We start from the raw sequence: 22,285 nt of genomic DNA, 5'->3' as shown, positions 1-22,285 counted from the left end.
TCCGGGTGCTGCTGGGGCGCGCCGTCGTGCGCCTGGCGGACACCCGTCCACAACCCGTGGACGACGGCGGTCCACACCCTGTGCACGGCGCCCCGACGGCGCCGTGCGCCGGTCGGACCAGACGACCTCAGATCTTCCTCACACCTGACGCGCCCGGGCGTGTCTCGCACGTCCGGGCGCGTCGCCGTCGTCCCCACGGACGAGTCACGAACGAGGGTCAGACGGGCGGGCCGGCCTCGAACACCGCCGGGATGCGGCCCGTCCGGGTCAGTCGGGCGTACCAGTACGCGGAGTCCTTCCAGGTCCGCTCCCCCGTCGGGTAGTCGACGTGCAGGATGCCGAACCGCTTCGAGTAGCCGTAGGCCCACTCGAAGTTGTCCATCAGCGACCACGCGAAGTAGCCCCGCACGTCCGCCCCGGCGTCGATCGCGGCGGCCACGGCCGCCACGTGGTCCCGCAGGTACGCCACCCGCGAGACGTCGTGGACGCGCGCGATGCCCAGTGCCGGGTCCTGGACGACCTCGTCGGTGAACGACGCCCCGTTCTCGGTCACGGCCAGCGGCTGGTCCGGGTAACGCTCGTGCAGGTCCAGCAGCAGCTCCGTCAGGCCGCCCGGCTCGACGTTCCAGCCCATCGCGGTGTACGGCCCCGGCTGCGGCAGGAACTCGACGTCGTCGGCCGCGACCCACGGCGAGACGGCCGTGGTCTTGTGCCCGTCGGCCCGCACGGGCTCACCTTCGCCGTCGAACCGGCGCACACGGGTCGACGAGTAGTAGTTGACCCCCAGCACGTCCAAGGGCTGGCGCACGACGTCGAGGTCACCGTCCTGGACGAAGGACCAGTCCGTGACGCTCGCCGTGTCCGCCTGGACGTCGGCCGGGTAGGTGCCCTCCAGCAGCGGTCCGAGGAACACCCGGTTGGCCAGCCCGTCGACCTGGCGCACGGCGTCCGCGTCGGCAGCCGAGTCCGAGGCCGCACGGAACACGTGCAGGTTCAGCGTGATCGAGCACGCCGCCCCGGGGATCTCCTCGCGGATCGCGCGCGCGGCCAGGCCGTGCGCCAGGTTGAGGTGGTGCACGGCCGCGAGCGCCGCCGCCGGCTCGGTGCGACCGGGTGCGTGCACGCCGGACGCGTAGCCGAGGTACGCGGAGCACCAGGGCTCGTTCAGCGTGGTCCACAGCGCGACACGGTCGCCGAGCTCGCGGGCCATCGCCCGGGCGTAGTCGGCGAAGGCGTAGGCCGTCTCGCGGGCGGCCCAGCCGCCGGCGTCCTCCAGCTCCTGGGGCAGGTCCCAGTGGTAGAGGGTCACGTAGGGCGTGATGCCCCGCTCCCGGAGCGCGTCGAGCAGGTTCCGGTAGAACTCGACGCCCTCGGCGTTGAGCGGTCCCGTGCCGCCGGGCTGGACGCGGGACCACGAGATCGACAGGCGGTAGGCGCTGACGCCGAGCCGCGCCAGGTGGTCCACGTCCTCGGCCCAGCGGTGGTAGTGGTCGCAGGCGACGTCACCGGTGTCGCCGCCCTGGATGGCGCCCGGCACGCGGCAGAGCGTGTCCCAGATGGACGGGCCGCGCCCGCCCTCCGCGGCCGCGCCCTCGATCTGGTAGGCCGCGGTGGCGGTCCCCCACAGGAAGCCGTCCGGGAACTGCCCGGTGGTGCTGATGGTGCTCACAGCTCGATCCTCACTTCTTCCGGACCGTTCGCCTCGGTCCGCAGGCCACCGACCTGGACCGCCCATCGTGTGGAAGCGTTCCCACTCGAGACGACGACGGCGCTCTCGGTGCGTCGTACGCGGAAAGTTGCCGGTGCGCCCTCGCCACCGGGCACACTGACCTCGGAGTCGTGACCCACCGCGAGCTCGACGCAGTGGAGGGTCACGCCCTCGGCCCAGGCATAGTCGGGACGGTCGGTGCGGGCCCCGACGGGGAGCACGCTACCCGGTCGCACCAGCAGCGGCAGACTCGCGAACCCGTGCGTCTGCGCGACCCACCGCGGACCGGTGACGACGCGTCCGTCGACCGCTCCGCCGTCGGCGGTCGCGCCCGGGTCGAGGAGCGTCCAGCGGCCCTCGGGCACGTAGACCTCTGCCACGCCGTCCTCGCGCAGGACGGGGGCGACCAGCAGCGAGTCGCCCAGCATGTACTGGGTGTCGACACCATAGGTCGCGCGGTCGTCGGGGAACTCCAGGACCATCGGGCGCATCATCGGCGTACCGGCGTCCACGACCTCCTCGGCGAGCCGGCCGAGGTAGGGCATCAGGCGCATCTTCAGGTGCGTGAACCGCCGGGCGACGTCCACCGCCTCGTCGTCGAAGGCCCACGGCACCCGGTACGACGACGAACCGTGCAGGCGCGAGTGGCTCGAGAGCAGGCCGAACGCGAGCCACCGCTTGAAGACGCCCGCGTCGGGCGTCCCCTCGAAGCCGCCGATGTCGTGGCTCCAGTACCCGAACCCGGACATCGCCAGGGAGAGCCCGCCACGCAGCGACTCCGCCATGGCCGTGTACGTCGAGTCGCAGTCCCCGCCCCAGTGCACGGGCATCCGCTGCCCGCCCGCGGTCGCGGCCCGGGCGAAGACGACCGCCTCGCCCGCACCCCGCCGCCGCTCGAGCATCCCGAACACGGCCTCGTTGTAGAGCTGGGCGTAGTAGTTGTGCATCCGCTGCGGGTCGGACCCGTCGTGCCAGACCACGCCCTCGGCGGGCACCCGCTCGCCGAAGTCGGTCTTGAAGCAGTCCACTCCCTGGTCGAGGAGCCGTTCGAGGTACCCCAGGTACCAGGCGGTGGCCTCCGGGTTGGTGAAGTCCACCAGCCCCATGCCCGCCTGCCACAGGTCCCACTGCCACACCCCGCCGTCCTCGGTGCGCAGCAGATAGCCTCGCTCGGCGCCCTCGGCGAACAACGGCGAGCGCTGCGCGATGTACGGGTTGATCCACGCGCTGACCTTCAGGCCGCGATCGTGCAGGCGCGCGAGCATGCCCTCCGGGTCCGGGAAGGTGCGCGGGTCCCACTCGAAGTCGCACCACTGGTACTCGCGCATCCAGAAGCAGTCGAAGTGGAAGACGCTCAGCGGCAGGTCGCGCTCGGCCATCCCCTCGATGAACGAGGTGACGGTCTTCTCGTCGTAGTCCGTGGTGAACGACGTCGACAACCACAGCCCGTACGACCAGGCCGGCACGCGGGGCGGGCGTCCGGTGAGCGCCGTGTAGCGCCGCAGCACGTCCTTCGGCGTCGGGCCCGCGACCACGTGGTACGTGAGCGACTGCCCCGGGACGGAGAGCTGGACCCGCGAGTTCACCTCGGAGGCCACCTCGAGCGACACCTTCTCGGGGTGGGCGACGAAGACGCCGTACCCGGCGGACGTGACGTAGAAGGGGACGTTCTTGTAGGCCTGCTCGCTGGAGGTGCCGCCGTCGGCGTTCCAGACCTCGACCTCCTGACCGTTCTTGACGAACGGGCCGAACCGCTCCCCCAGCCCGTACACGTGCTCTCCCGGCGCGAGGGCGAGCTGCTCGTGCACCCAGCGCTCGCCGGTGTCCGCGGAGATCGCGGCGACGGACTTGGGCAGGCTCGAGGTGATCACCCGACCCTCGTGCTCGAAGTCGACCCGCCAGGCGCCCTGCCGGTGCACCCGCACGGTGAGCCCTCCGGTCTCCAGCACGCCCGCCGCCTCGTCGACCTTGACGACGGGTCGGAACCCGGGTTCGGCGTGCACCGCGAAGTCCGGGCCTCGCCGGACGGCACCGGCATGGTGCTCCACGCGCACGGTCACGACGCCGGGTGCCGGCGAGGAGTAGGTCAGCGTCAGCACGGGCCGGTTGAGGGTGTCCCCGCGGTCGCGGACCACGGACGTCGGCGCGAACACCGTCATCGTCCCGTGCGTCTCGTCCACGCGGACGTCGTCGACCTCCGTCGCGTACAGCGGGTGCAGGCCCGGCCGGGACAGCCAGTAGCCGTCGGTGAACTTCATGCGTTCCTCTCGGTCAGGACGACGACGTCGCCCGCGGGCACGTCGACCACGTCGGTGAAGATGGAGCCGCTCAGCACGTCGGCGTGCTCCCCGGGCACGGGCACGTGCGCCGCGGCCCCGGAGTGGTTGAGCAGGAAGAGGTGGTCGCCGCGGCGGACGGCTTCCACGTCGGGCAGGTCGGTCAGGCCCGGGAGGGCGCCGGTCACGCCGGCCCGCTCGCAGGCGTCGGTCAGCACGCGCCGCAGCAGAGGCTCCGGCAGGACCGTGCCCAGGTACCAGGCCCACCCGGCGGTCGGGTCGGCCGTGTCGGCCGCGCCACCGTCCAGGCCGGGGACCCGGTGCCGGGTCACGGCGGGCGCCCCCGCGAGGTGCCCGACGGCGTAGCTCGCCAGCACCTCGGCCCCGTCGGCGCGGAGCAGCTCGCCCAGCACGTGCGCCCGCGGGCCGTCACCGGCGTCCGCGAGGTCGGTGGCCGTCGAGCCGCCGGGGCCGGCGAGCCGTCCGGTGAGCGGGACGCCGTCGTCGGGGAGCGCGGCCCACTCCTCGCCGCTGACGCCGAGCAGGTCGCTCAGGAGCGCGGGGAACCGGCCGGTGCGGACGTGGGCGTCCTGGTCGGCGACGCCGGTGAAGCACCCGACGACGACGCTGGCACCCCGGGCGGCGGCGGCAGCGACCGCGTCGGCCGCCTCGGGCGACAGGAGGTAGCTCTGCGGGACGAGCAGCACGTCGTAGCCCGCCGCGCCGGTGACCGCGAGGTCGTCCGGGTGGGCCAGGTCGACCGCGACGCCCGCGTCCCACAGGACGCGGTACCAGGCGCGCAGCACGTCCAGGGTGCGCAGCCGTTCGGTGGGCCGGGCCTGTTCCTCGGCCGCCCACCAGGACTCCCAGTCGAAGAGCACGACCACGCGTGCCGGGACCCGCTGCCCGACGACGTCGCGCAGCCGGGCCAGGTCGCCGCCGACGCGCACGACTCCAGCGTGCACCCTGGTGTCCGGCCCCGCGTGCGGGAGCATCGCGGAGTGGAAGCGCTCGGCGCCGGCCCGGGAGGCCCGCCACTGGAAGTAGCACACGCCGTCGGCCCCGTGCGCCACCGCCTGCAGCGCCTCGCGCCGTGACCGCGCGGGCGTCTTGGGCAGGTTGTGGTCCCGCCAGCTCACCGCGCCGACCGCGGCCTCCATGAGCATCCAGGGCCGGCCGCCGCCGAGCGAGCGCACGAGGTCGGCGGTCAGCGCGGCGTCCGCCGGTGAGCGCGGGTCGCCGGGGTCGGGATACGCGTCGTCCGCGACCACGTCGAGGTCCTGGGCCCACGACCAGTAGTCGGCCAGCGGGAAGAACCCCATGAGGTTCGTGGTCACCGGGCGCTCGGTGTCGACGGCGCGGATCAGCTCGCGCTGCTCGCGGTAGAGCGCCAGGAGCTGGTCGGACGTGTAGCGGCGGAAGTCCAGGGACTGCGTGGGGTTCACGTGGTACGGCGTGCGGCGTGGCGGGAGGATCTCGTCGAACGACGCGTAGTGCTGGGACCACACCGCGGTGGCCCAGGCCTCGTTGAGCGCCTCGACCGTCCCGTAGCGGTCGCGCAGCCACCGCCGGAACTCCGCGGCGGACTCCTCGCCGTAGCAGACCTGCCCGAGCTCGTTGCCCACGTGCCACATGCGGACGGCCGGGTGGCCGGCGTAGCGGTCCACGAGGTCGCGGGTGATCGCGAGCGCGTGCTCGCGGTAGACCCGGGAGGCGGGGCTGAACTGGTTGCGCGAACCGGCCACGAGCCGCACGCCGTCGGCGTCGACGGGCAGGGTGTCCGGGTGGAGCGTGCCGAGCCACGGCGGGGGCGAGGCCGTGGGCGTGGCGAGGTCGACCGCGACGCCGGCTACGTGCAGCAGGTCCAGGACCTCGTCGAGCCAGCCGAAGTCGCGGACCCCGGGGCGTGGCTCGTAGCGCGCCCAGGAGAACACCCCGACCGTGACGAGGTTGACCCCGGCCTCGACCATCAGGCGGACGTCCTCGCGCCAGGTGTCGCGGTCCCACTGCTCGGGGTTGTAGTCACCGCCGTAGAGCAGGCCGAGGTCGTCGGTCAGCGCGGCGAACCCTGCCGGGTCACCCGTGTGCCCGGTGGCGCTGTTCGTCTGCGGCACCGTCGCCCTCCTGTCGCTCGGCACGCCTCGTCGCGTGCTCGGTCCGCTCGTGCGCGTCACGCCGAGGCCTGTGTCGGCAGCATCGTCGAAGCGTTTCAACACGCTAGCCTGTCCCTATGCCCGGTGTCCAGCGTCGAACGACCGCGCCCTCGCCCCCGCTCGCAGAGCGCCTCGCCACCGACGATCAGCCGCACGATGACGCGCTTCCTGAGGCTGCGGAAGGCCGCCCACCCCGGCCCGGCCCGAACGATCCGCCACGGGGAGACGACGAGCTCCATCGACTGTTCTTCGACACCGCGGCCACCCGATGGGTCGAAGCGCTTCCGGTGGGAAACGGCCACCGTGCGGCGCTCTGCGCCGGCCGCCCCGGGACCGAGCACCTCTGGCTGAACGACGTCGCCGCCTGGTCGGGGCTGCCTGGGCGTGACCCGCTCTCCGGGGTCGCCGCCCGCGGGCCCGCGCACCTCGCCGCGGTCCGGGCGGCTCTCGACGCCGGCGACGTGCGCCGCGCCGAGGAGCTCCTCGCCGAGATGCAGAGCCCCTGGGCACAGGCCTACCTGCCCCTGGCGTCCGCGGACGTCACGGTCCGGCCCGCCGACGGCGCGTCCGGTCCCCGCCCGGCCGACACCCGGCTGCACCGTCGCGAGCTCGACCTGCGCACCGCCGTCGCCCGCCACACCTGGTCGGCCACGGGGATCGGAGAGGTCACGCAGGAGACGTGGGCGGACGCCCGCGGCGGCGCGATCGTCCACGTGGTGCACGCCACCGAACCGGTCGAGCTGTCCGTCGAGCTCTCCAGCCTCCTGCGGCCGGCCGCGGCCGGCGCCCACCCCTCGTCGGACCTGGTGCATACCTGGCACCTGCCGGTCGACGTCGCCCCTCCGCACGCCGGCCTCGACGAGCCGGTCCGCTACGACACCGCCCGCGGGCGGACCGGTCGGGTGACGGTGACGGCGCTCGACGACGAGGGCGCGCGGGTGACCGGCGGGAAGCTGCGCACGTCCGCCCGCCACCGGCACGTGCTCCGGATCGACACGTCGACGAGCGACACCGCCCCGACACCCGCGGACCAGGCCGGTGCACGCGGCGGCGAGAGCCTGGACGAGCTGCGGCGCGAGCACGTGGCCGCCCACGCCGACCTGTACGACCGGTTCGCCCTGTGGCTGCCCTCCGCCGACGGCGCCGCCGCGACGGCGACCGACGCCCGCGTCGTCGCGAACGTCGAGCACGCCGACCCCGGCCTCGTCGCTCTGGCCGTCCACTACGGCCGCTACCTGCTGCTGTGCTCGTCCCGCCCCGGCGGGGCGCCCGCCACCCTGCAGGGCATCTGGAACACCGAGCTGCCGGCGCCGTGGTCGAGCGCCTACACCACGAACATCAACCTGCAGATGGTCTACTGGCCCGCCGAGGTCACCGGGCTCGGCGAGTGCCACGAGCCGTTGCTGGACTTCGTGGGCCGCCTCGCCGCCGGCCCGGGAGCCGAGGTCGCCCGTGCCCTCTACGGCGCGGACGGCTGGACCTGCCACCACAACTCCGACGTCTGGGGGCACGCCGCACCCGTCGGGGACGGTCGCGGTGACGCCGCCTGGGCCGCCTGGCCCTGGGGCGGTATCTGGCTGGCGGACCACCTCGTCGAACGCCACCGGTTCCGCCCCGACCGCCAGCTCCTGCGCGAGGTCGCCTGGCCCGTCCTGACCGGCGCCGCACAGTTCTGCCTGGACTGGGTGCAGACCTCCGACGACGGCGCCCTGCACGCACGGACCACGCCGTCGACGTCGCCCGAGAACCACTTCACCGCCGCCGACGCGCACCCCGCCGCCGTGACGACGTCCGCCACCATGGACGTGGCTCTCGTGCGGCGCCTCGCGGACTCCTGCCGCACGGTGGCCGACGAGCTGGGCGCCGCACCCGCCTGGCTCGCGCGGCTCGAGGCCGTCGCGGACGCGCTGCCCGACCTCCGCGTGGACGCTCGCGGCGCGGTGGCCGAGTGGGCCGCGGACCTGCCCGAGGCCGAACCCGAGCACCGCCACCTGTCCCACCTGGTCGGGCTGTTCCCCTTCGACCAGATCGACCTGGAGACCACACCCGCGACGGCGGCCGCCGCCGCTCGCAGCATCGCGTTGCGCGGGCCGGAGAGCACCGGCTGGTCGCTCGCGTGGCGCACGGCCCTGTGGGCACGGCTGGGCGAGGCCGAGCTCGCCGCCGACCAGGTCCGCCGGGCGCTGCGCCCGGCCCTGGACGGGCACGGCGAGCGCGGTGGCGTCTACCCGAACCTGTTCAGCGCACACCCGCCCTACCAGATGGACGGCAACTGCGGTCTGACCGCGGGCGTGGCCGAGATGCTGGTCCAGTCCCACCGCAGGGCCGGCCGGTCCGTCCGGATCGACCTGCTGCCCGCCCTGCCCGGCGGCTGGCCCGACGGCAGCGTCCGCGGGCTGCGCGCTCGTGGCGGTGTCGTCGTCGACGTCGACTGGCGTGGCGGTCGGCTCACCTCGGCCGCCCTGCACGCCACCTGCGACACCGAGGTGATGATCACCCGGCCGGGAGCGCCGTCCACGACGGAACGGCTTCTGCGGGGCGCTACCGTGAGCCTCACCGGACCCGAGTCCGCCGCACCGACCGCGAGGAGCTGACCATGGCCACCATCGAGGACGTCGCCCGCGCGGCCGAGGTCTCGTCGTCCACGGTGTCGTACGTGCTGTCCGGCAAGCGGTCGATCTCCCCGCCGACCCGGCGCCGCGTCGAGCAGGCCATCGCCGAGCTCGGCTACCGCCCGCACATGGGTGCGCGGGCGCTGGCCTCCCGGCGGACCAGCGTCATCGGCCTCATGGCCCCGCTGCGGTCCGGGGTCGACGTGTCGGTCATCATGCAGTTCGTGGCCGGGGTGGTCTCGCGCGCCAAGGAGTTCGAGCACGACGTGCTCCTGCTCACCCAGGACGACATCGGCGGGATCGAGCGGGTGGCCGCGGGTTCCATGGTCGACGCGATCATCGTCATGGACGTCGAGGCCGAGGACCGGCGCATCCCCACGCTCGGCGCGCTCAAGCAGCCCGCCGTCCTGATCGGCCTGCCCCGTGAGGCGGACGGCCTGAGCTGCGTCGACCTGGACTTCGAGGCGACCGGGCGTCTCGCCGCCCGGCACCTGCGGCAGACGGGTCACCGCGACGTCGCCCTCATCGGGTCCCCTCCCGAGGTGATGGCCCGGCACACCTCGTACGCGGACCGCGTGCACCGCGGCTTCACCGCCGAGTGCGACGAGAACGCGCTGACCGGCACGGTGGAGCCTTGCGAGCCCACGCCCGACGGCGCCCGGACGGCCGTCGACGCGTTGCTCGACCGCGCGCCGGAGACCTCAGGGTTCGTGGTGCACAACGAGCGGGCGCTCCCGCACGTCCTGGACCGGTTGCGCGAGCGGGGGCGGATCGTGGGACGGGACACCTCGGTGGTCGCCGTGTGCCCGCACGACACGGCGCTGGCGCAGCACGTGCCGATGACGAGCATCGACATCCCCGGCGAGGTGATCGGTGCGGTGGCGGTCGAGATGGCGATGACGCGTCTCGACGGCACCCACCCGTCCGAGACCCGGCTCCTCGCCCCGGTGCTCACCGAGCGCGGCAGCTCCGCCCCGGGGCCGTACGCCCGTGCCGAGGTCGACGTCTGACGCGGCGCCTCGCCCGCGCGGCTCACCCCTTGATGGCCCCGAAGATGACGCCCTTGGTGAAGTGCCGCTGGACGAACGGGTAGACCAACAGGATCGGGACCACGGCCAGCACCAGCACCGCCATCTTCACCGGCAGGCCCGTCACGGCACCCGTGGCGACGTCGACCTGCCCCGTACCCGACCCTGGCAGGGTCGCCCCCTGCAGCACGTACGAGCGCAGCACCAGCTGCAGCGGCCACTTGGCGTTGTCGTTGATGTACAGCATCGCGTTGAAGAACGCGTTCCAGTACCCCACCCCGTAGAACAGGGCGACGACGGCGATCGCCGCCTTGGACATCGGCGTGACGATCTGGAACAGGACCCGCCAGTCCCCCGCCCCGTCGATCCGGGCGGCGTCGGTGATGGCGGGGTCGATGCCCATGAAGAACGACCGCAGGATGAGCACGTTGAACGCCGAGACCGCCGTCGGCAGGATCAGCGCCCAGTAGGAGTCGATCAGCCCCAGCGCCGAGACCAGCAGGTAGGTCGGGATCATCCCGGCGCCGAAGAACATGGTGATCAGCAGGACGAACAGCAGCGGTCGGTGGCCGAACGAGCCGGGCCGGGAGAGCCCGAACGCCGCCAGCACGGAGACGACCGTCGACAACAGGGTGCCGACCGCGGTGATGCCGATCGACACCAGCGCGGCCCGCGTGACGATGCCGCCCGAGAGGATCTGCTCGTAGGCCGCCAGCGACAGCTCGCCGGGCACCGTGACCAGACCGCCGGAGCGCGTGACGTCCGCCTGCGTCGAGACGCTCGTGAGCATGATCGTGTAGAGGGGGAACGCCACGGCCAGCACGATGAACGCCAGCAGGACCACCTTGCCGGTGAACCCGACCGGCCCCGGGGCCTCCTCCCAGACGGCCCGGTGCTTGGAGCGCCGACGACGGCGGGCCGCCGTCGGGCGCGAGGTGTCCCCGGCGGTTCTCGGGGACGGGACGTGTGTCGTGGAAGTCATGCGCGCTTGTACACCCCCGCCTCGCCGAACACGTGGGCGAGCTTGTTGGCACCGACGACGAGCACGAGCGAGACGATGCCCTTGAGGAGCCCGGCCGCCGCCGCGAAGGACCAGTCGCCGTTGATGACGCCCTGGTAGTAGACGAACGTGTCGAGGACCTCGGAGGCGTCCACGCCGACCGCTCCTCGTTGCAGGATGAGCTGCTCGAAGCCGACCGTCAGCGCGTCGCCGAGCCGCAGGATGAGCAGCAGGATGATGACGGGCCGCAGCGCGGGCAGCGTGATGTGCCAGATGCGACGCCAGCGGTCGGCACCGTCCACCACGGAGGCCTCGTAGAGCGCCGGGTCGATGGTGGACAGGGCCGCCAGGAAGATGATCATCCCCCACCCGGCGTCCTTCCAGACGCTCTGCATGGTGATGAGCACCAGGAACGTGTCCGGGTTCGTCATCAGGTCGAACCCGTCGTAGCCCAGGTCGGCCAGCCGCTGGGCCACGAACCCGGCGCCGCCGAAGAGCTGCTGGAAGACCGTCACCACGATCACCCACGAGAAGAAGTGCGGCAGGTACACGATCGACTGGATCGTGGTCCGCACCCGGGGCGTCATCACGCTGTTGAGCAGCAGCGCCATCGCGATGGGGATCGGGAAGAAGAAGACGAGCTGGAACGCCGTGATGAGCAGGGTGTTGCCCACCGCGTGCCAGAACGCGGCGTTGACGAACAGCCGCTGGAAGTTGTACCAGCCGACCCACTGGCTGTCCGCGATCCCGAGGAACGGCGAGTAGTCCTGCCAGGCGACGACGTTGCCCGCGATGGGCACGTAGGCGAACACGAGCAGCAGGAGCACGGCCGGCATCGTCATGATGATCAGTGACCGGTCACGGGCGAACCGTGCCCGCCACGAGACCTTCCGACGGGGCGGGGCGGTCGGGCCCCCGGTCGCGAGCGTCGGGGCGGCGGTGCCGGCCGCGGGGGGGGCGGGGGGCGGGGGGGCCCCCGGGGGGGGCCCGGGGGGCGCGGGCCCCCCCCCCCGGGCGCGCGGGGGGGGGGGGGGGGGGCCCCGGGTCGGGGGGGGGGGGGGGGGGGGGCGGGCGGGGGGGCGCGCGGCGGCCGGTGCGACCGTCGCGAGCGCCGGGTCGTCCGCGTCCCCCCGGCCGCGGACGTCCTGGGACGAGCCGTACGTCACTGCGCGTCCAGGATGTCCTGGTAGAACTGCCGCAGCTCGTCGCCGCCGGACGCTCGCCACGTCTCGATCGCCTCGTCCATGTCCGCCATCGACTTGCGACCGCGGGAGACGTCCTTCTCGAGATCCTCGAACGGGGCGTCCAGCGCGGCGAACCGGCTCGGCTCGCTGATCTGCATGCCGTAGAACAGCGGGTCGACGAGGTGCTGCGCCGCGTCCGCCATCCACGTGCAGTAGTCCTCGACGAAGCCGGGGTACTGGACCTTGGTGTTCACCACGGGCGGGTCGACGAGGAAGGTGTAGGTGGGCTGCAGCTCGGTCGCGGCCAGGTCGGTCGCCACCGGCAGGCCGTCGCCGTCCGTCTCGTAGTGCACGCCCTCGACGCCGAAGTTGACGAGGTGGTACTCCTCGGTGCCGAACGGCGCCGCGAGGAAGTCGGCCACCGCGAGGAGCTCCTCGATCCTGGCCGGGTCGTCACTCTTCCGGAGGAACGAGAAGATGTTGGCCGGGGCGCTCTTGTAGAGGACCGGGGTGCCGCCGTCGGCCGCGATGGGAGCGAACGCCTGCTGGTCGTAGCCGGGGTTCGACTGGAGCTGGCGCGACAGCGCCTCGTGCCAGCCGCCCACGCCGTCGGTCGCGATGAGCGACTCACCCGACTCGAACCGCTGCTTGGACTCCTCCGTCTTGTCGGCGACCGCGTCCGGGTGGACGGCACCGGAGGCGTAGAGGGCGACGTGCCACTCCAGCGCGGCACGGTACTGCTCGGTCTCGATGCGGTGGACCAGGTTGCCCGCGTCGTCCTGCGTCCACTTCTCGGGGACGGCGAACATCATCGTGGCGGCGCCCCAGAGGTCCTCGCAGCCCCAGCGCTGCTCCCCGGGGCTCGTGAGCTCTTTGGCCAGGTCCAGCAGGCCCTGGGCGTCGGTGGGCTGGTCCGCGATGCCGAGCTCGTCGAGGATGTCCTTGCGATAGAAGATGGCGTTGTTGATGACCTCGCCGGGGAACGGCAGGGCGTAGAGCTTGTCGTTGAAGACGCAGAACTTCCACACGTCGGTGGGGATGTTGGCGAGGTTCTTGTACTTCTCGACGTTGGCGCCGGACAGGTACGGGGTCAGGTCCTCGAAGAGGCCCTCGACGGCCTCGGTGAACCGTGGCGGCACGTTCCAGGTGGGGATGCTGACCCAGTCCGGGACGTCGTCGGCGGAGGCCAGGACGGCGGCGAGCTTGTCACCGTAGGTGTTGCCGTCGGAGATCTGGAACCGGATAGTCGAGCCGAGCGCCTCGTTGACGGCGTCGTAGTACTGGTTGCCCTCCGTGGGCGGGATCGTGCCCCACAGCGGCGTCATGGCCGTGAAGCTGCTGCCGGCTCCCGGCGGCGCGGAGAATGCCTTGACCAGGTCGCTCGGGATGGAGGAGTAGCCGACCGTCGAGCCGTTGACGCCCGGGAAGTCGGGCGCGATGTACTCGATCGGCAGGTAGTTCGGCAGCACGCCGGTGCTCACCGCTCCTCCGCCACCGGCCGAGCCGACGGCTCCACCACCGCTGCTGCAGGCGGCGAGCAGCGACGGCGTACCGATCGCCGCGGCACCGAGTCCCATCAGGCCGAGAAACCCTCTGCGGCCGACCCGATACCGGGCCGGCGAGGTTCCGGGAGACTTCGTCGTCATGCGGACACTCCTTCGTGGACACCACGGCACCCGTTGGCGCCGTGCAGACAACTGCTCCGCGATTCTCCGTCGAAGCGCTTCGACATCGCAGCGTAGCCATCTCCACCGCCCCTGACAACACCTCGCCCGGAATCCGTGCGACGGCCGCTTGGCCGCACGGATGTTAGCGCGCCGGCCCGGACCGGCCGTGCCGAGAACCGAGGACGGCGTGACCGCGAGCCATGCCGTAGTGTCTGGCCACGCGCCCTGCGGGCCCCCATGTTGTCGAACCGTTTCGATCTTGATGGAAAGGATCACGCCGTCGTGACCCACCCCTTCCGCGACCCCACCCTGCCGCTGGCCGAACGCGCGCTCGACCTGCTCGGCCGCCTCGACCCGGGCGAGCGCGTCGCGATGCTCCACCAAGTCTCTCCCGCCGTCGACCGCCTCGGCCTGGGCCCGTTCCGCACCGGCACCGAGGGCCTCCACGGCGTGGCCTGGCTGGGCACCGCGACGGTGTTCCCGCAACCGGTCGGCCTCGCCGCCACCTGGGACACCGACCTGCTGCGCCGCGTCGGGGACGCGGTCGCCACCGAGGTGCGGGCCAAGCACGCCGCCGACCCCACGGTCAGCCTCAACGTGTGGGCGCCCGTGGTGAACCCGTTGCGCCACCCCCGCTGGGGTCGCACCGAGGAGGGCTGGTCCGAGGACGCCCACCTCACCGCGCACCTGGGCGCCGCCTACGCGGCCGGGCTGCGGGGCAGCCACCGGGTGTGGAAGACGGTTCCGACCCTCAAGCACTTCCTCGGGTACGACCACGAGACGGACCGGGCGGCGACGAGCTCGAACCTCACCCTGCGCACGCTCCACGAGCACGAGCTGGCCGCCTACCGCGGGCCCGTCGAGGCCGGCGTCGTCGGCGCCGTCATGCCCGCCTACAACCTCGTCGACGGCCGGCCGTGCCACGTCTCCGGCGAGCTGCTCGACGAGCTGCGCCGCTGGACCGACGGCTCGCTCGCCGTCGTCTCCGACGCTGCGGCACCCACCAACCTGGTCACCGGCGAGCGCTACTTCGACGACCACGTCACCTCGCACGCGGCAGCCTTGCGGGCCGGGGTGGACTCCTTCACCGACAACGACGCCGACGCCGGACCCACCGTCGAACGGATCACCCACGCCCTCGACCAGGGGCTCGTCAGCGCCGAGCACGTGGACCGGGCCGTGCTCCGGCTCCTCGAGCTGCGCCTGCGCACCGGGGAGCTCGACGGCGACGCCGACCCGTACGCGCAGATCGGCCCGGGAGCGATCGACCCGCCCGCGCACCGGGCGCTCGCCCGGGAGGCCGCCGCCCGCGCGGTGGTGCTGCTGCGCAACGCGGACGTGCTGCCCCTGGGCCAGCCGGCGGCACCGGGCCACGTCGCGGTCGTCGGCCCGCTCGCCGACCGCGTGCTCACCGACTGGTACTCCGGCACGCCGCCGTACGCCGTCGGCGTCGGCACCGCGCTGCGCGAGCGGTGGCCGGACGCCGAGGTCACCGTGACGACCGGCGCGGACGTCCTGGCCCTGCGGTCGACCACGGCGCACGCCTACCTGACCGTCACCGACGACGACGAAGGCCCCGTGCTGGTGGCCGCGTCGCCCGACGCCGCACCCGCCACCCACCTCGAGGTCATGGACTGGGGGGACGGCCTGCTCACCCTGCGCTCGGTCTCGCACGACCGGCTGCTCACCGGGGCCGGATGGATCGTGCGTGCCACCGCACGGCGGGTCGGCGGCTGGGTCGCCCAGGAGAGCTTCCGCCGCCACCACCACGCCGACGGCAGCTGGTCCCTCCAGCACGTCGGCTCGGGGCGATGGCTGCGCGTCCAGCACGGCTCCGGCCTGGTCGTCGCCGAGGCGCACGGTGCCGCCGAGGCGGAACGCTTCACCGCTCGCACCGTCCGCTCCGGGCATGTTGCCGTCGCTGCGGCCGCCGCCCGGGCCGACGCCGTCGTCGTGGTCGTCGGCAACGACCCCCACCTGTCCGGCCGGGAGACGGAGGACCGACCCCATCTGCGCCTGCCCGACGCCGCGGTCGAGGTGTGGCGCACCGCCCGCGAGGAGCACCCCGACGCCGTGCTCGCGCTCGTCTCGAGCTACCCGTACGTGCTCGGCCCGGAGACCGCCGACGCTCGCGCGGTGCTGTGGTCCTCCCACGGCGGGCAGGAGCTGGGGCACGGCGTCGCCGACGTGCTGGCCGGCGACGTGGAACCCACCGGCCGCCTCGCCCAGACGTGGCCTGCCGCCGAGGACGACCCCGGCGACCTGCTCGACCACGACCTCGCCGCCCAGCGCGCCACCTACCGTCACGCCGACGCACAGCCCGCCTTCGCCTTCGGGCACGGGCTGACCTACACCACGGTCGAGTACACCGGCCTGGCCGTCGAGCGGTCCGACGTCGGCGCCCCGGCACCCACGCAGACCCATCCGACGTACGGGCGGGCGCCGTCCGACCCGGACCGCACGGTCCTGGTGCGGGTCTCGCTGCGCAACACCGGCGCACGGCCGGCGCACGAGCTGGTCCAGGTCTACGCCCTGCCCGGCGCGCTGCCGGTCCCCGGACCGCGGCGGCTGCTCGTCGCCCACGAACGCGTGGTGCTGGCGCCGGGCGAGGCGCGCGAGGTGACGCTCGCCTTCGACGTCGCGCGGCTCGCCGTCTGGGACGTCGCCGAGCAGGTGCCGGGTACGCCTGCCGACTGGGTGCACGTCGGCGCGCTGCGGGTGCAGCCCGGCTCGTACGCCCTCGCCGCAGGTCCGTCGGCCGCCGACCTGCCGGTCCGGACCACCCTGCGCGTCACCGGTAGCGGCCCGCGCACGCGACGGATCGCCGACGGACCCCTGCACGGCCATGCGTTCCACACCGGCAGCGGCGTGGTCGTGGGCGACCTGAGCCGGGAGTCCGGCGCCTGCGTCGAGACGCCGGCCGGCGCCGGCTCCCCCGGCGTCGTGCGGTACGACGGCGTGGACCTCGCCGGGTGCAGCGTCCTGCGCCTGCGTCTCGCGACCCGACGACCGGCCGCGTCCCGGGTGGATCTGGCCTGGCGTCCTGCCGGCGACTCCGGGGCGCCGTGGCTGCCGCTCGCGTCGGTCGCGGCGCCCCGACCCACCGGCAGCGACGCCCGCTACCGCTGGCAGGAGACGTCGGTCGCACTCGGGGACGCCCCCGCCGGGCCCGTCGACCTCCGCGTCACGCTGCCACCAGGGACGCGCCTGGCGACGATCAGCGCCTGAGGCTCAGACCCTCCGACCGCCCCGGCACACGTGCTGCACCACGAGCTCCCGGTCGGTCACGAGGAGATCGGCGCGGCGGCCCGCGACCAGACCGCCGACGTCGTCGAGCCCCAGCACCCCAGCAGGCACCCACGACGCGCACCGCACCGCCACCGCGAGCGGGACGCCCGCCGCGACCGTGGCACGGACGACGTCGACGAGGTGGGCGGTACCGCCGGCGATGGCTCCACCCTCGGGGTGGTCGGCGTCGACGACGCGCGCGACGCCGTCGGTCACGGTGACCGACGTCGGCCCGAGGTCGTAGGCACCGTCCGCCATGCCGGCCGCTGCCATGGCGTCGGTGACGAGCGCGACCTGGTCGACGCCCACGGTCTGGAGCAGGGTGCGGACCAGCGCCGGGTCGAGGTGCACGCCGTCCGCGACGAGCTCCACGACGAGGTTCCCGCTGCGCGCGGCGGCGAGGCAGGCCGGGATCGGTCCGGCGTCGCGGTGGTGCAGCGGCCGCATGGCGTTGAACAGGTGCGTCGCCGTCATCCGGCGCGGCACCTCGGCGGCACGCAGCCGCGCGACGACCTGGGCGACGAGATCCTCGGCCTCCTGCGTCGTCGCGTCGGTGTGACCGATCGACGGGACGACGCCGGCACGCACGAGCGCGTCGGCGACCCCGCCGGCCCCGGCGACGCCCTCGACGTCGGGAGCGATCGTCATCGTGCGCAGGTGACCGCGGGAGGCCTCGGCCAGCTCGCGCACCAGCGTGACGTCACCGGTCAGCAGGTGCGCGGGGTCGTGGGCGCCGCGGCGGGCGGGCGCCAGGAAGGGTCCCTCGGCGTGGATCCCGGCGATCTCCCCGTCGTCGGCCAGGTCCGCGAGGACGGCGGCCCGCGCCAGGAGCGTGGCGCGGTCGGCGGTCACCAGCGAGGCGAGCATCGTCGTCGTGCCGTGCCGGCGGTGCTCGTGGACGGCGGTCATCGCCTCGTCGTACGTCGTGGCGTCCGGGAAGCTCGCGCCACCGCCACCGTGGTCGTGCAGGTCCACGAGACCGGGGAGGACGTACGTCCCCGGCGCCGGCTCGTCGGCAGCCCGCACGGCGTCGCCCACCCCGGCCGCGGCGGCATCCTCCAGCGGGCCGACCCACACGATGCGGTCCCCCGCGACGACGACGGCGGCGTCGGGGACGAGGGCCGTCGGCGTGACGACGTCCCCACGGACGGCGAAGACCGCCGGTGCGGAGGGCGTGTCGGTCGGCGGCGGCGGAGGAGGTTCGAGGGCCATCCCTCCATCCTGCACCACGGCGGAGTGGTTAGGTAGCTTTCCTGCCGAACCGTCGCGAACCGTCGCTCAGAAGAGGCGGGAGTCCGCGTCGTCGACGCCGCGCATCGCGTCGTAGTCGAGGAGGAGGCAGCCGATCCCCCGGTCGGTCGCGAGGACCCGGGCCTGCGGCTTGATCTCCTGCGCCGCGAAGACGCCCCGTACCGGGGCCAGCAGGGGGTCCCGGTTGAGCAGGTCCAGGTAGCGCGTGAGCTGTTCGACGCCGTCGATCTCGCCCCGGCGCTTGATCTCGATCGCGACCGTCCCGCCCTCGGCGTCCTTGGCGAGGATGTCGACCGGACCGATCGCCGTCATGTACTCGCGGCGGACCAGCGTGTGGCCCGTGCCGAGGAGCTCGATCTGGGCGGCGAGCAGCTCCTGGAGGTGCGCCTCGACGCCGTCCTTCACCAGGCCGGGGTCGACGCCCAGGTCGTGCGCCGAGTCGTGGTGCACCTCGTGCAGGTCGATCTCCAGGCGGTCGTCCGACTTCTGGTGCTGCACGGTCCACACGGCGGTCACGCCGCGGTCGGCCGCCTCCGCGTCCGGCTCCGAGACGGTCAGCGTGCAGGGCGGGCTCATCCAGTTCAACGGCTTGTACGACCCGCCGTCGGAGTGGAGCAGCACGCTCCCGTCGCTCTTGACGACGAGCAGGCGCGTGGCCTGCGGCAGGTGCGCGTTGAGTCGGCCGGTGTAACGAGCCGAGCAGCGGGCGACGACGAGTCGCACGGTCCCCCTTCGGGTGCGGTGTGGTCGGTCAGACGACGAGGCCGCGGCGGCCCGGAGGTGCGGACTCGAGCCACGACGCGAGACCGGCGTAGGCGCCCGAGGACATGGTCAGCTCGAAGTCGACACCGTCGTAGCGGCAGCGGACGAGGTACTGGTCGACCTGGCCCGCCTGGTCCAGCGGGGCGCGACCGGTCACGGTGAGCCGGTCGCGGTGCCAGGTGCGGGTCGGGCGCGGGGCGAGCGACCAGCAGCGCCACCAGTCGATCCGCCCGACGCCGTACTGGGCGATGCCGGCCGACCACGGTGCCTGGGGCCGCGCCGGCCGGGCGCCGCACGGGAAGGAACCCACGCGGCGCGAGAGCGTGCGCAGGCGTGATGCTCCGAGCACCAGCCCGAGGGCGAGCACCACCGCGACCGCGATGACGACCCCGAGCGTGTACCCCACCGTGCGGCCCGCCTCAGGCCAGCGAGCTCTCGCGGCCGGAGACCTCGGTGATCTGGTCGACGACGATCGTCACGACGTTCGCGTCCACCGAGACGAAGCCTCCGCTCACCTGCGCCTCGACCGCGACCTGTCCAGGCGCGGTGGAGACCTTCACGGTGCCGGGTCGCAGCACGGCGAGCAGCGGCGTGTGGCCGGCGAGGATGCCGATCTGACCGTCGGCGGACGGGGCGCTGACCTCGCGCGCCGCGCCGGACCAGACCTTGCGGTCGGCTGCGACGAGGTCGACGTTCAGCTCTGCCATGTCGGGCTCCCGGGTTCTTCAGTCGAGGGTGGCACGTCGTGCGGGCCCCCCCGGGCCCGCCCCGCCCGGCGCACCCCGGGGGGGCGCGGCCCCGGGGGGCCGCCCCCCCCGTTGTGTGGGGGGGGGGGGGCCGGGGGCGCGGCCGGCCGGGGCCGGGGCGCCCCCCCCCGACGCGGGGGCGTCCGAGGACGAGGGCTCAGGCCCCGTACTCCTTCTGGATGCGCGCCCAGTTCTGCTCGAGGTCCTCGAGCCCACCGATGTTGTAGAAGGCCTGCTCGGCCACGTGGTCGAACTCGCCCTCCGAGATCTTCTTGAACGCCTCGATGGTCTCGCTCAGCGGCACGGTCGAACCCTCGACGCCCGTGAACTTCTTGGCCATGTAGGTGTTCTGGGAGAGGAACTGCTGGATGCGACGCGCACGCGCCACCAGCGTCTTGTCCTCCTCCGAGAGCTCGTCCACACCGAGGATCGCGATGATGTCCTGCAGCTCCTTGTTGCGCTGGAGGATCTGCTTGACGTTCGTCGCGACGTCGTAGTGCTCCTGACCCACGTAGCGCGGGTCGAGGATGCGGGACGTCGAGGTGAGCGGGTCGATCGCGGGGTACAGACCCTTCGAGGCGATCTCTCGCGACAGCTCGGTCGTCGCGTCCAGGTGGGCGAACGTGGTCGCCGGCGCCGGGTCCGTGTAGTCGTCGGCCGGCACGTAGATCGCCTGCAGCGAGGTGATCGAGTGCCCACGCGTCGAGGTGATGCGCTCCTGCAGGATGCCCATCTCGTCCGCGAGGTTCGGCTGGTAGCCGACGGCGGACGGCATGCGGCCGAGCAGCGTCGAGACCTCGGAACCCGCCTGCGTGAAGCGGAAGATGTTGTCGATGAAGAGCAGCACGTCCTGCTTGCGCACGTCGCGGAAGTACTCCGCCATCGTGAGCGCGGACAGCGCGACCCGCAGGCGCGTGCCCGGCGGCTCGTCCATCTGGCCGAAGACCAGGGCGGTCTTGTCGAAGACGCCCGCCTCCTCCATCTCGGCGATGAGGTCGTTGCCCTCACGGGTGCGCTCACCGACACCGGCGAACACCGAGACACCACCGTGGTCCTGCGCCACGCGCTGGATCATCTCCTGGATGAGGACGGTCTTGCCGACGCCCGCACCACCGAACAGACCGATCTTCCCACCCAGCACGTACGGGGTGAGGAGGTCGATCGACTTGATGCCCGTCTCGAACATCTGCGTCTTCGACTCGAGCTGGTCGAAGCTCGGCGGCTTGCGGTGGATCGGCCAGCGCTCGGTGACCTCGAGCTCCTCGCCCTCGGCGAGGTTGAGGACCTCGCCCGTGACGTTGAAGACCTTGCCCTTGGTGACGTCACCGACGGGCACCGAGATCGGCTCACCGGTGTCCGTGACCACGGCGCCGCGGACGAGGCCGTCGGTCGGCTTCAGCGCGATCGCACGGATGAGCGAGTCGCCGAGGTGCTGGGCGGTCTCGAGGGTGAGGGTGAACTTGTTCTCCCCCTCGCCCATGCCGGACAGGTCCAGCTCGACGGTCAGGGCGTTGTAGATGTCGGGGATCGAGTCCTCGGGGAACTCGATGTCGACGACAGGGCCGATCACGCGGGCAACGCGGCCAGTTGCCGGCTCAGCCGGGGCCGCGCCGCGTGAGTCCACGGTGGTGGCGGTCATTGCTTGCCTCGCTTCGAAAGGTTCGGGTGTGAGTTCGTCGGTCGACGGCGTCGTGCGCGGGTGGTCGTCACGATGCCGCGAGGGCGTCAGCACCCGAGACGATCTCGCTGATCTCCTGGGTGATGTCCGCCTGGCGGGCCTGGTTCGCCAGGCGCGTGTAGGTACGGATCAGGTCCTCGGCGTTGTCCGTCGCCGTGTGCATCGCGCGCTGGCGGGAAGCCAGCTCGGAGGCAGCGGCGTCGAGCATGAAGCTGAAGATCCGGCTGCGCACGTACCTCGGGAGCAGGGAGTCGAGCACCTGCTCGGGCGACGGCTCGAAGTCGTACAGCGGCAGCGTCTCGTGCTCGCCGGGGACGGCGACGCCCTCGACGACCTCGAGCGGCAGCATCCGCACGACGCGCGGTCGCTGGGTGACCATGTTGACGAACTGCGTGTACACGACGTGCAGCTCGCCCACACCGCCCTCGGCCACCGGCGCGAGGAACGCCCCGAGGAGAGTGTCCGCGATCTCCGTGGCCGTGTCCGACTGCGGGTGGTCCGAGCCGTACGACCACTGACCGGCGAGCTCGCGCCCTCGGTAGCGGTAGAACGAGATCGCCCGGCGGCCGGCGGCGTAGAGGCTGACCTCCTTGCCCTCGGCCGTGAGCTGGGCGACCAGACGCTCCGACTCACGGATGAGCGACGCCGAGTAGGAGCCGGCCATGCCACGGTCCGAGGCGATCACGAGGACCGCGACCCGGTTCGTGTCGGGCCGCTCGCTCGTCAGCGGGTGATCCATCGACGTGTGCGTCGCGACCGCCGAGACGGCGCGGGTGATCGCCCGCTCGTACGGGGCCGCCGCCGCGGTGCGACCCCGCGCCTTGCTGATGCGGGACGCCGCGATCAGCTCCTGCGCGCGGAACATCTTCTTCAGCGACTGCGTCGACTTGATCCGCTGCTTGTAGACGCGCTGGGATCCTCCGGCCATACGA

General features: G+C 73.1%; 15 protein-coding genes. 3 read left to right on the top strand and 12 right to left on the bottom strand.

The window, feature by feature from the left end; genetic code table 11:
* Nucleotides 1-217: 217 nt before the first annotated feature.
* From ACH5HR_RS11765 to ACH5HR_RS11755, 3 genes are read right to left on the bottom strand one after another with little or no spacing between them, the layout of a single operon-like run.
* Nucleotides 218-1,669: a GH1 family beta-glucosidase gene (locus ACH5HR_RS11765; protein ID WP_402375710.1), complete on the bottom strand. Its 1,452-nt coding sequence runs from the start codon at nucleotides 1,667-1,669 to the stop codon at nucleotides 218-220.
* A complete protein-coding gene (yicI, locus tag ACH5HR_RS11760) occupies nucleotides 1,666-3,966 on the bottom strand; it encodes an alpha-xylosidase (RefSeq protein ID WP_416477985.1) in 2,301 nt (766 codons plus the stop codon). Before yicI ends, ACH5HR_RS11765 begins: the two co-directional genes overlap by 4 nt.
* Nucleotides 3,963-6,098 (bottom strand): beta-galactosidase, encoded by a 2,136-nt coding sequence (locus ACH5HR_RS11755; protein ID WP_416477984.1) that lies wholly within the window; start codon nucleotides 6,096-6,098, stop codon nucleotides 3,963-3,965. Before ACH5HR_RS11755 ends, yicI begins: the two co-directional genes overlap by 4 nt.
* A 116-nt stretch (nucleotides 6,099-6,214) precedes the next feature.
* Between ACH5HR_RS11755 and ACH5HR_RS11750 the strand changes: the two genes are divergently transcribed.
* Nucleotides 6,215-8,731 (top strand): glycosyl hydrolase family 95 catalytic domain-containing protein, encoded by a 2,517-nt coding sequence (locus tag ACH5HR_RS11750; protein ID WP_416477983.1) that lies wholly within the window; start codon nucleotides 6,215-6,217, stop codon nucleotides 8,729-8,731.
* Between the two features lie 2 nt (nucleotides 8,732-8,733).
* Nucleotides 8,734-9,759: a LacI family DNA-binding transcriptional regulator gene (locus tag ACH5HR_RS11745; RefSeq protein ID WP_416477982.1), complete on the top strand. Its 1,026-nt coding sequence runs from the start codon at nucleotides 8,734-8,736 to the stop codon at nucleotides 9,757-9,759.
* A gap of 22 nt (nucleotides 9,760-9,781) precedes the next feature.
* Here ACH5HR_RS11745 and ACH5HR_RS11740 read toward each other — a convergent pair whose 3' ends face one another.
* From ACH5HR_RS11740 to ACH5HR_RS11730, 3 genes are all read right to left on the bottom strand, one after another.
* Entirely contained in the window at nucleotides 9,782-10,759 is a 978-nt protein-coding gene (locus tag ACH5HR_RS11740) for a carbohydrate ABC transporter permease (protein WP_402375720.1), read from the bottom strand.
* Complete coding sequence (locus ACH5HR_RS11735; RefSeq protein ID WP_416477981.1) at nucleotides 10,756-11,619, bottom strand: ABC transporter permease; 864 nt, start codon at nucleotides 11,617-11,619, stop codon at nucleotides 10,756-10,758. The genes ACH5HR_RS11740 and ACH5HR_RS11735 overlap by 4 nt, the downstream gene beginning before the upstream one ends.
* A 320-nt stretch (nucleotides 11,620-11,939) precedes the next feature.
* Nucleotides 11,940-13,607, bottom strand: a complete 1,668-nt coding sequence (locus ACH5HR_RS11730) for an extracellular solute-binding protein (protein WP_416477980.1) — start codon at nucleotides 13,605-13,607, stop codon at nucleotides 11,940-11,942.
* 303 nt (nucleotides 13,608-13,910) lie between these two features.
* On the opposite strand from ACH5HR_RS11730, the gene ACH5HR_RS11725 reads away from it, so the two are divergent.
* Nucleotides 13,911-16,856: a glycoside hydrolase family 3 C-terminal domain-containing protein gene (locus ACH5HR_RS11725; RefSeq protein WP_416477979.1), complete on the top strand. Its 2,946-nt coding sequence runs from the start codon at nucleotides 13,911-13,913 to the stop codon at nucleotides 16,854-16,856.
* Nucleotides 16,857-16,859: 3 nt separating this feature from the next.
* On the opposite strand, the gene ACH5HR_RS11720 is transcribed toward ACH5HR_RS11725, so the two are convergent.
* The 6 genes from ACH5HR_RS11720 to ACH5HR_RS11695 all read right to left on the bottom strand — a co-directional run bounded on the left by ACH5HR_RS11720 (nucleotide 16,860) and on the right by ACH5HR_RS11695 (nucleotide 22,281).
* Entirely contained in the window at nucleotides 16,860-18,128 is a 1,269-nt protein-coding gene (locus ACH5HR_RS11720; protein ID WP_416477978.1) for an N-acetylglucosamine-6-phosphate deacetylase, read from the bottom strand.
* 66 nt (nucleotides 18,129-18,194) lie between these two features.
* Nucleotides 18,195-18,890 carry an endonuclease NucS gene (nucS, locus tag ACH5HR_RS11715; RefSeq protein WP_402375730.1) on the bottom strand — a complete coding sequence of 232 codons (696 nt, stop codon included), beginning with the start codon at nucleotides 18,888-18,890 and terminating at the stop codon, nucleotides 18,195-18,197.
* A gap of 28 nt (nucleotides 18,891-18,918) precedes the next feature.
* Nucleotides 18,919-19,335, bottom strand: coding sequence for a DUF2550 domain-containing protein (locus ACH5HR_RS11710; protein WP_402375732.1), 417 nt, complete (start codon nucleotides 19,333-19,335; stop codon nucleotides 18,919-18,921).
* A 13-nt stretch (nucleotides 19,336-19,348) separates the two neighbouring features.
* Nucleotides 19,349-19,636, bottom strand: coding sequence for a F0F1 ATP synthase subunit epsilon (locus ACH5HR_RS11705; protein WP_402375734.1), 288 nt, complete (start codon nucleotides 19,634-19,636; stop codon nucleotides 19,349-19,351).
* A 196-nt stretch (nucleotides 19,637-19,832) separates the two neighbouring features.
* Nucleotides 19,833-21,314 (bottom strand): F0F1 ATP synthase subunit beta, encoded by a 1,482-nt coding sequence (gene atpD, locus ACH5HR_RS11700; protein WP_402375736.1) that lies wholly within the window; start codon nucleotides 21,312-21,314, stop codon nucleotides 19,833-19,835.
* Between the two features lie 67 nt (nucleotides 21,315-21,381).
* Nucleotides 21,382-22,281 carry a F0F1 ATP synthase subunit gamma gene (locus ACH5HR_RS11695; protein WP_402375738.1) on the bottom strand — a complete coding sequence of 300 codons (900 nt, stop codon included), beginning with the start codon at nucleotides 22,279-22,281 and terminating at the stop codon, nucleotides 21,382-21,384.
* Nucleotides 22,282-22,285: the final 4 nt, after the last annotated feature.

This window comes from Isoptericola maris (assembly GCF_048065335.1).
In the GTDB taxonomy this organism is placed as follows: Bacteria; Actinomycetota; Actinomycetes; order Actinomycetales; family Cellulomonadaceae; genus Isoptericola; species Isoptericola rhizosphaerae.
This window is presented reverse-complemented; position numbering and strand designations above follow the sequence as displayed.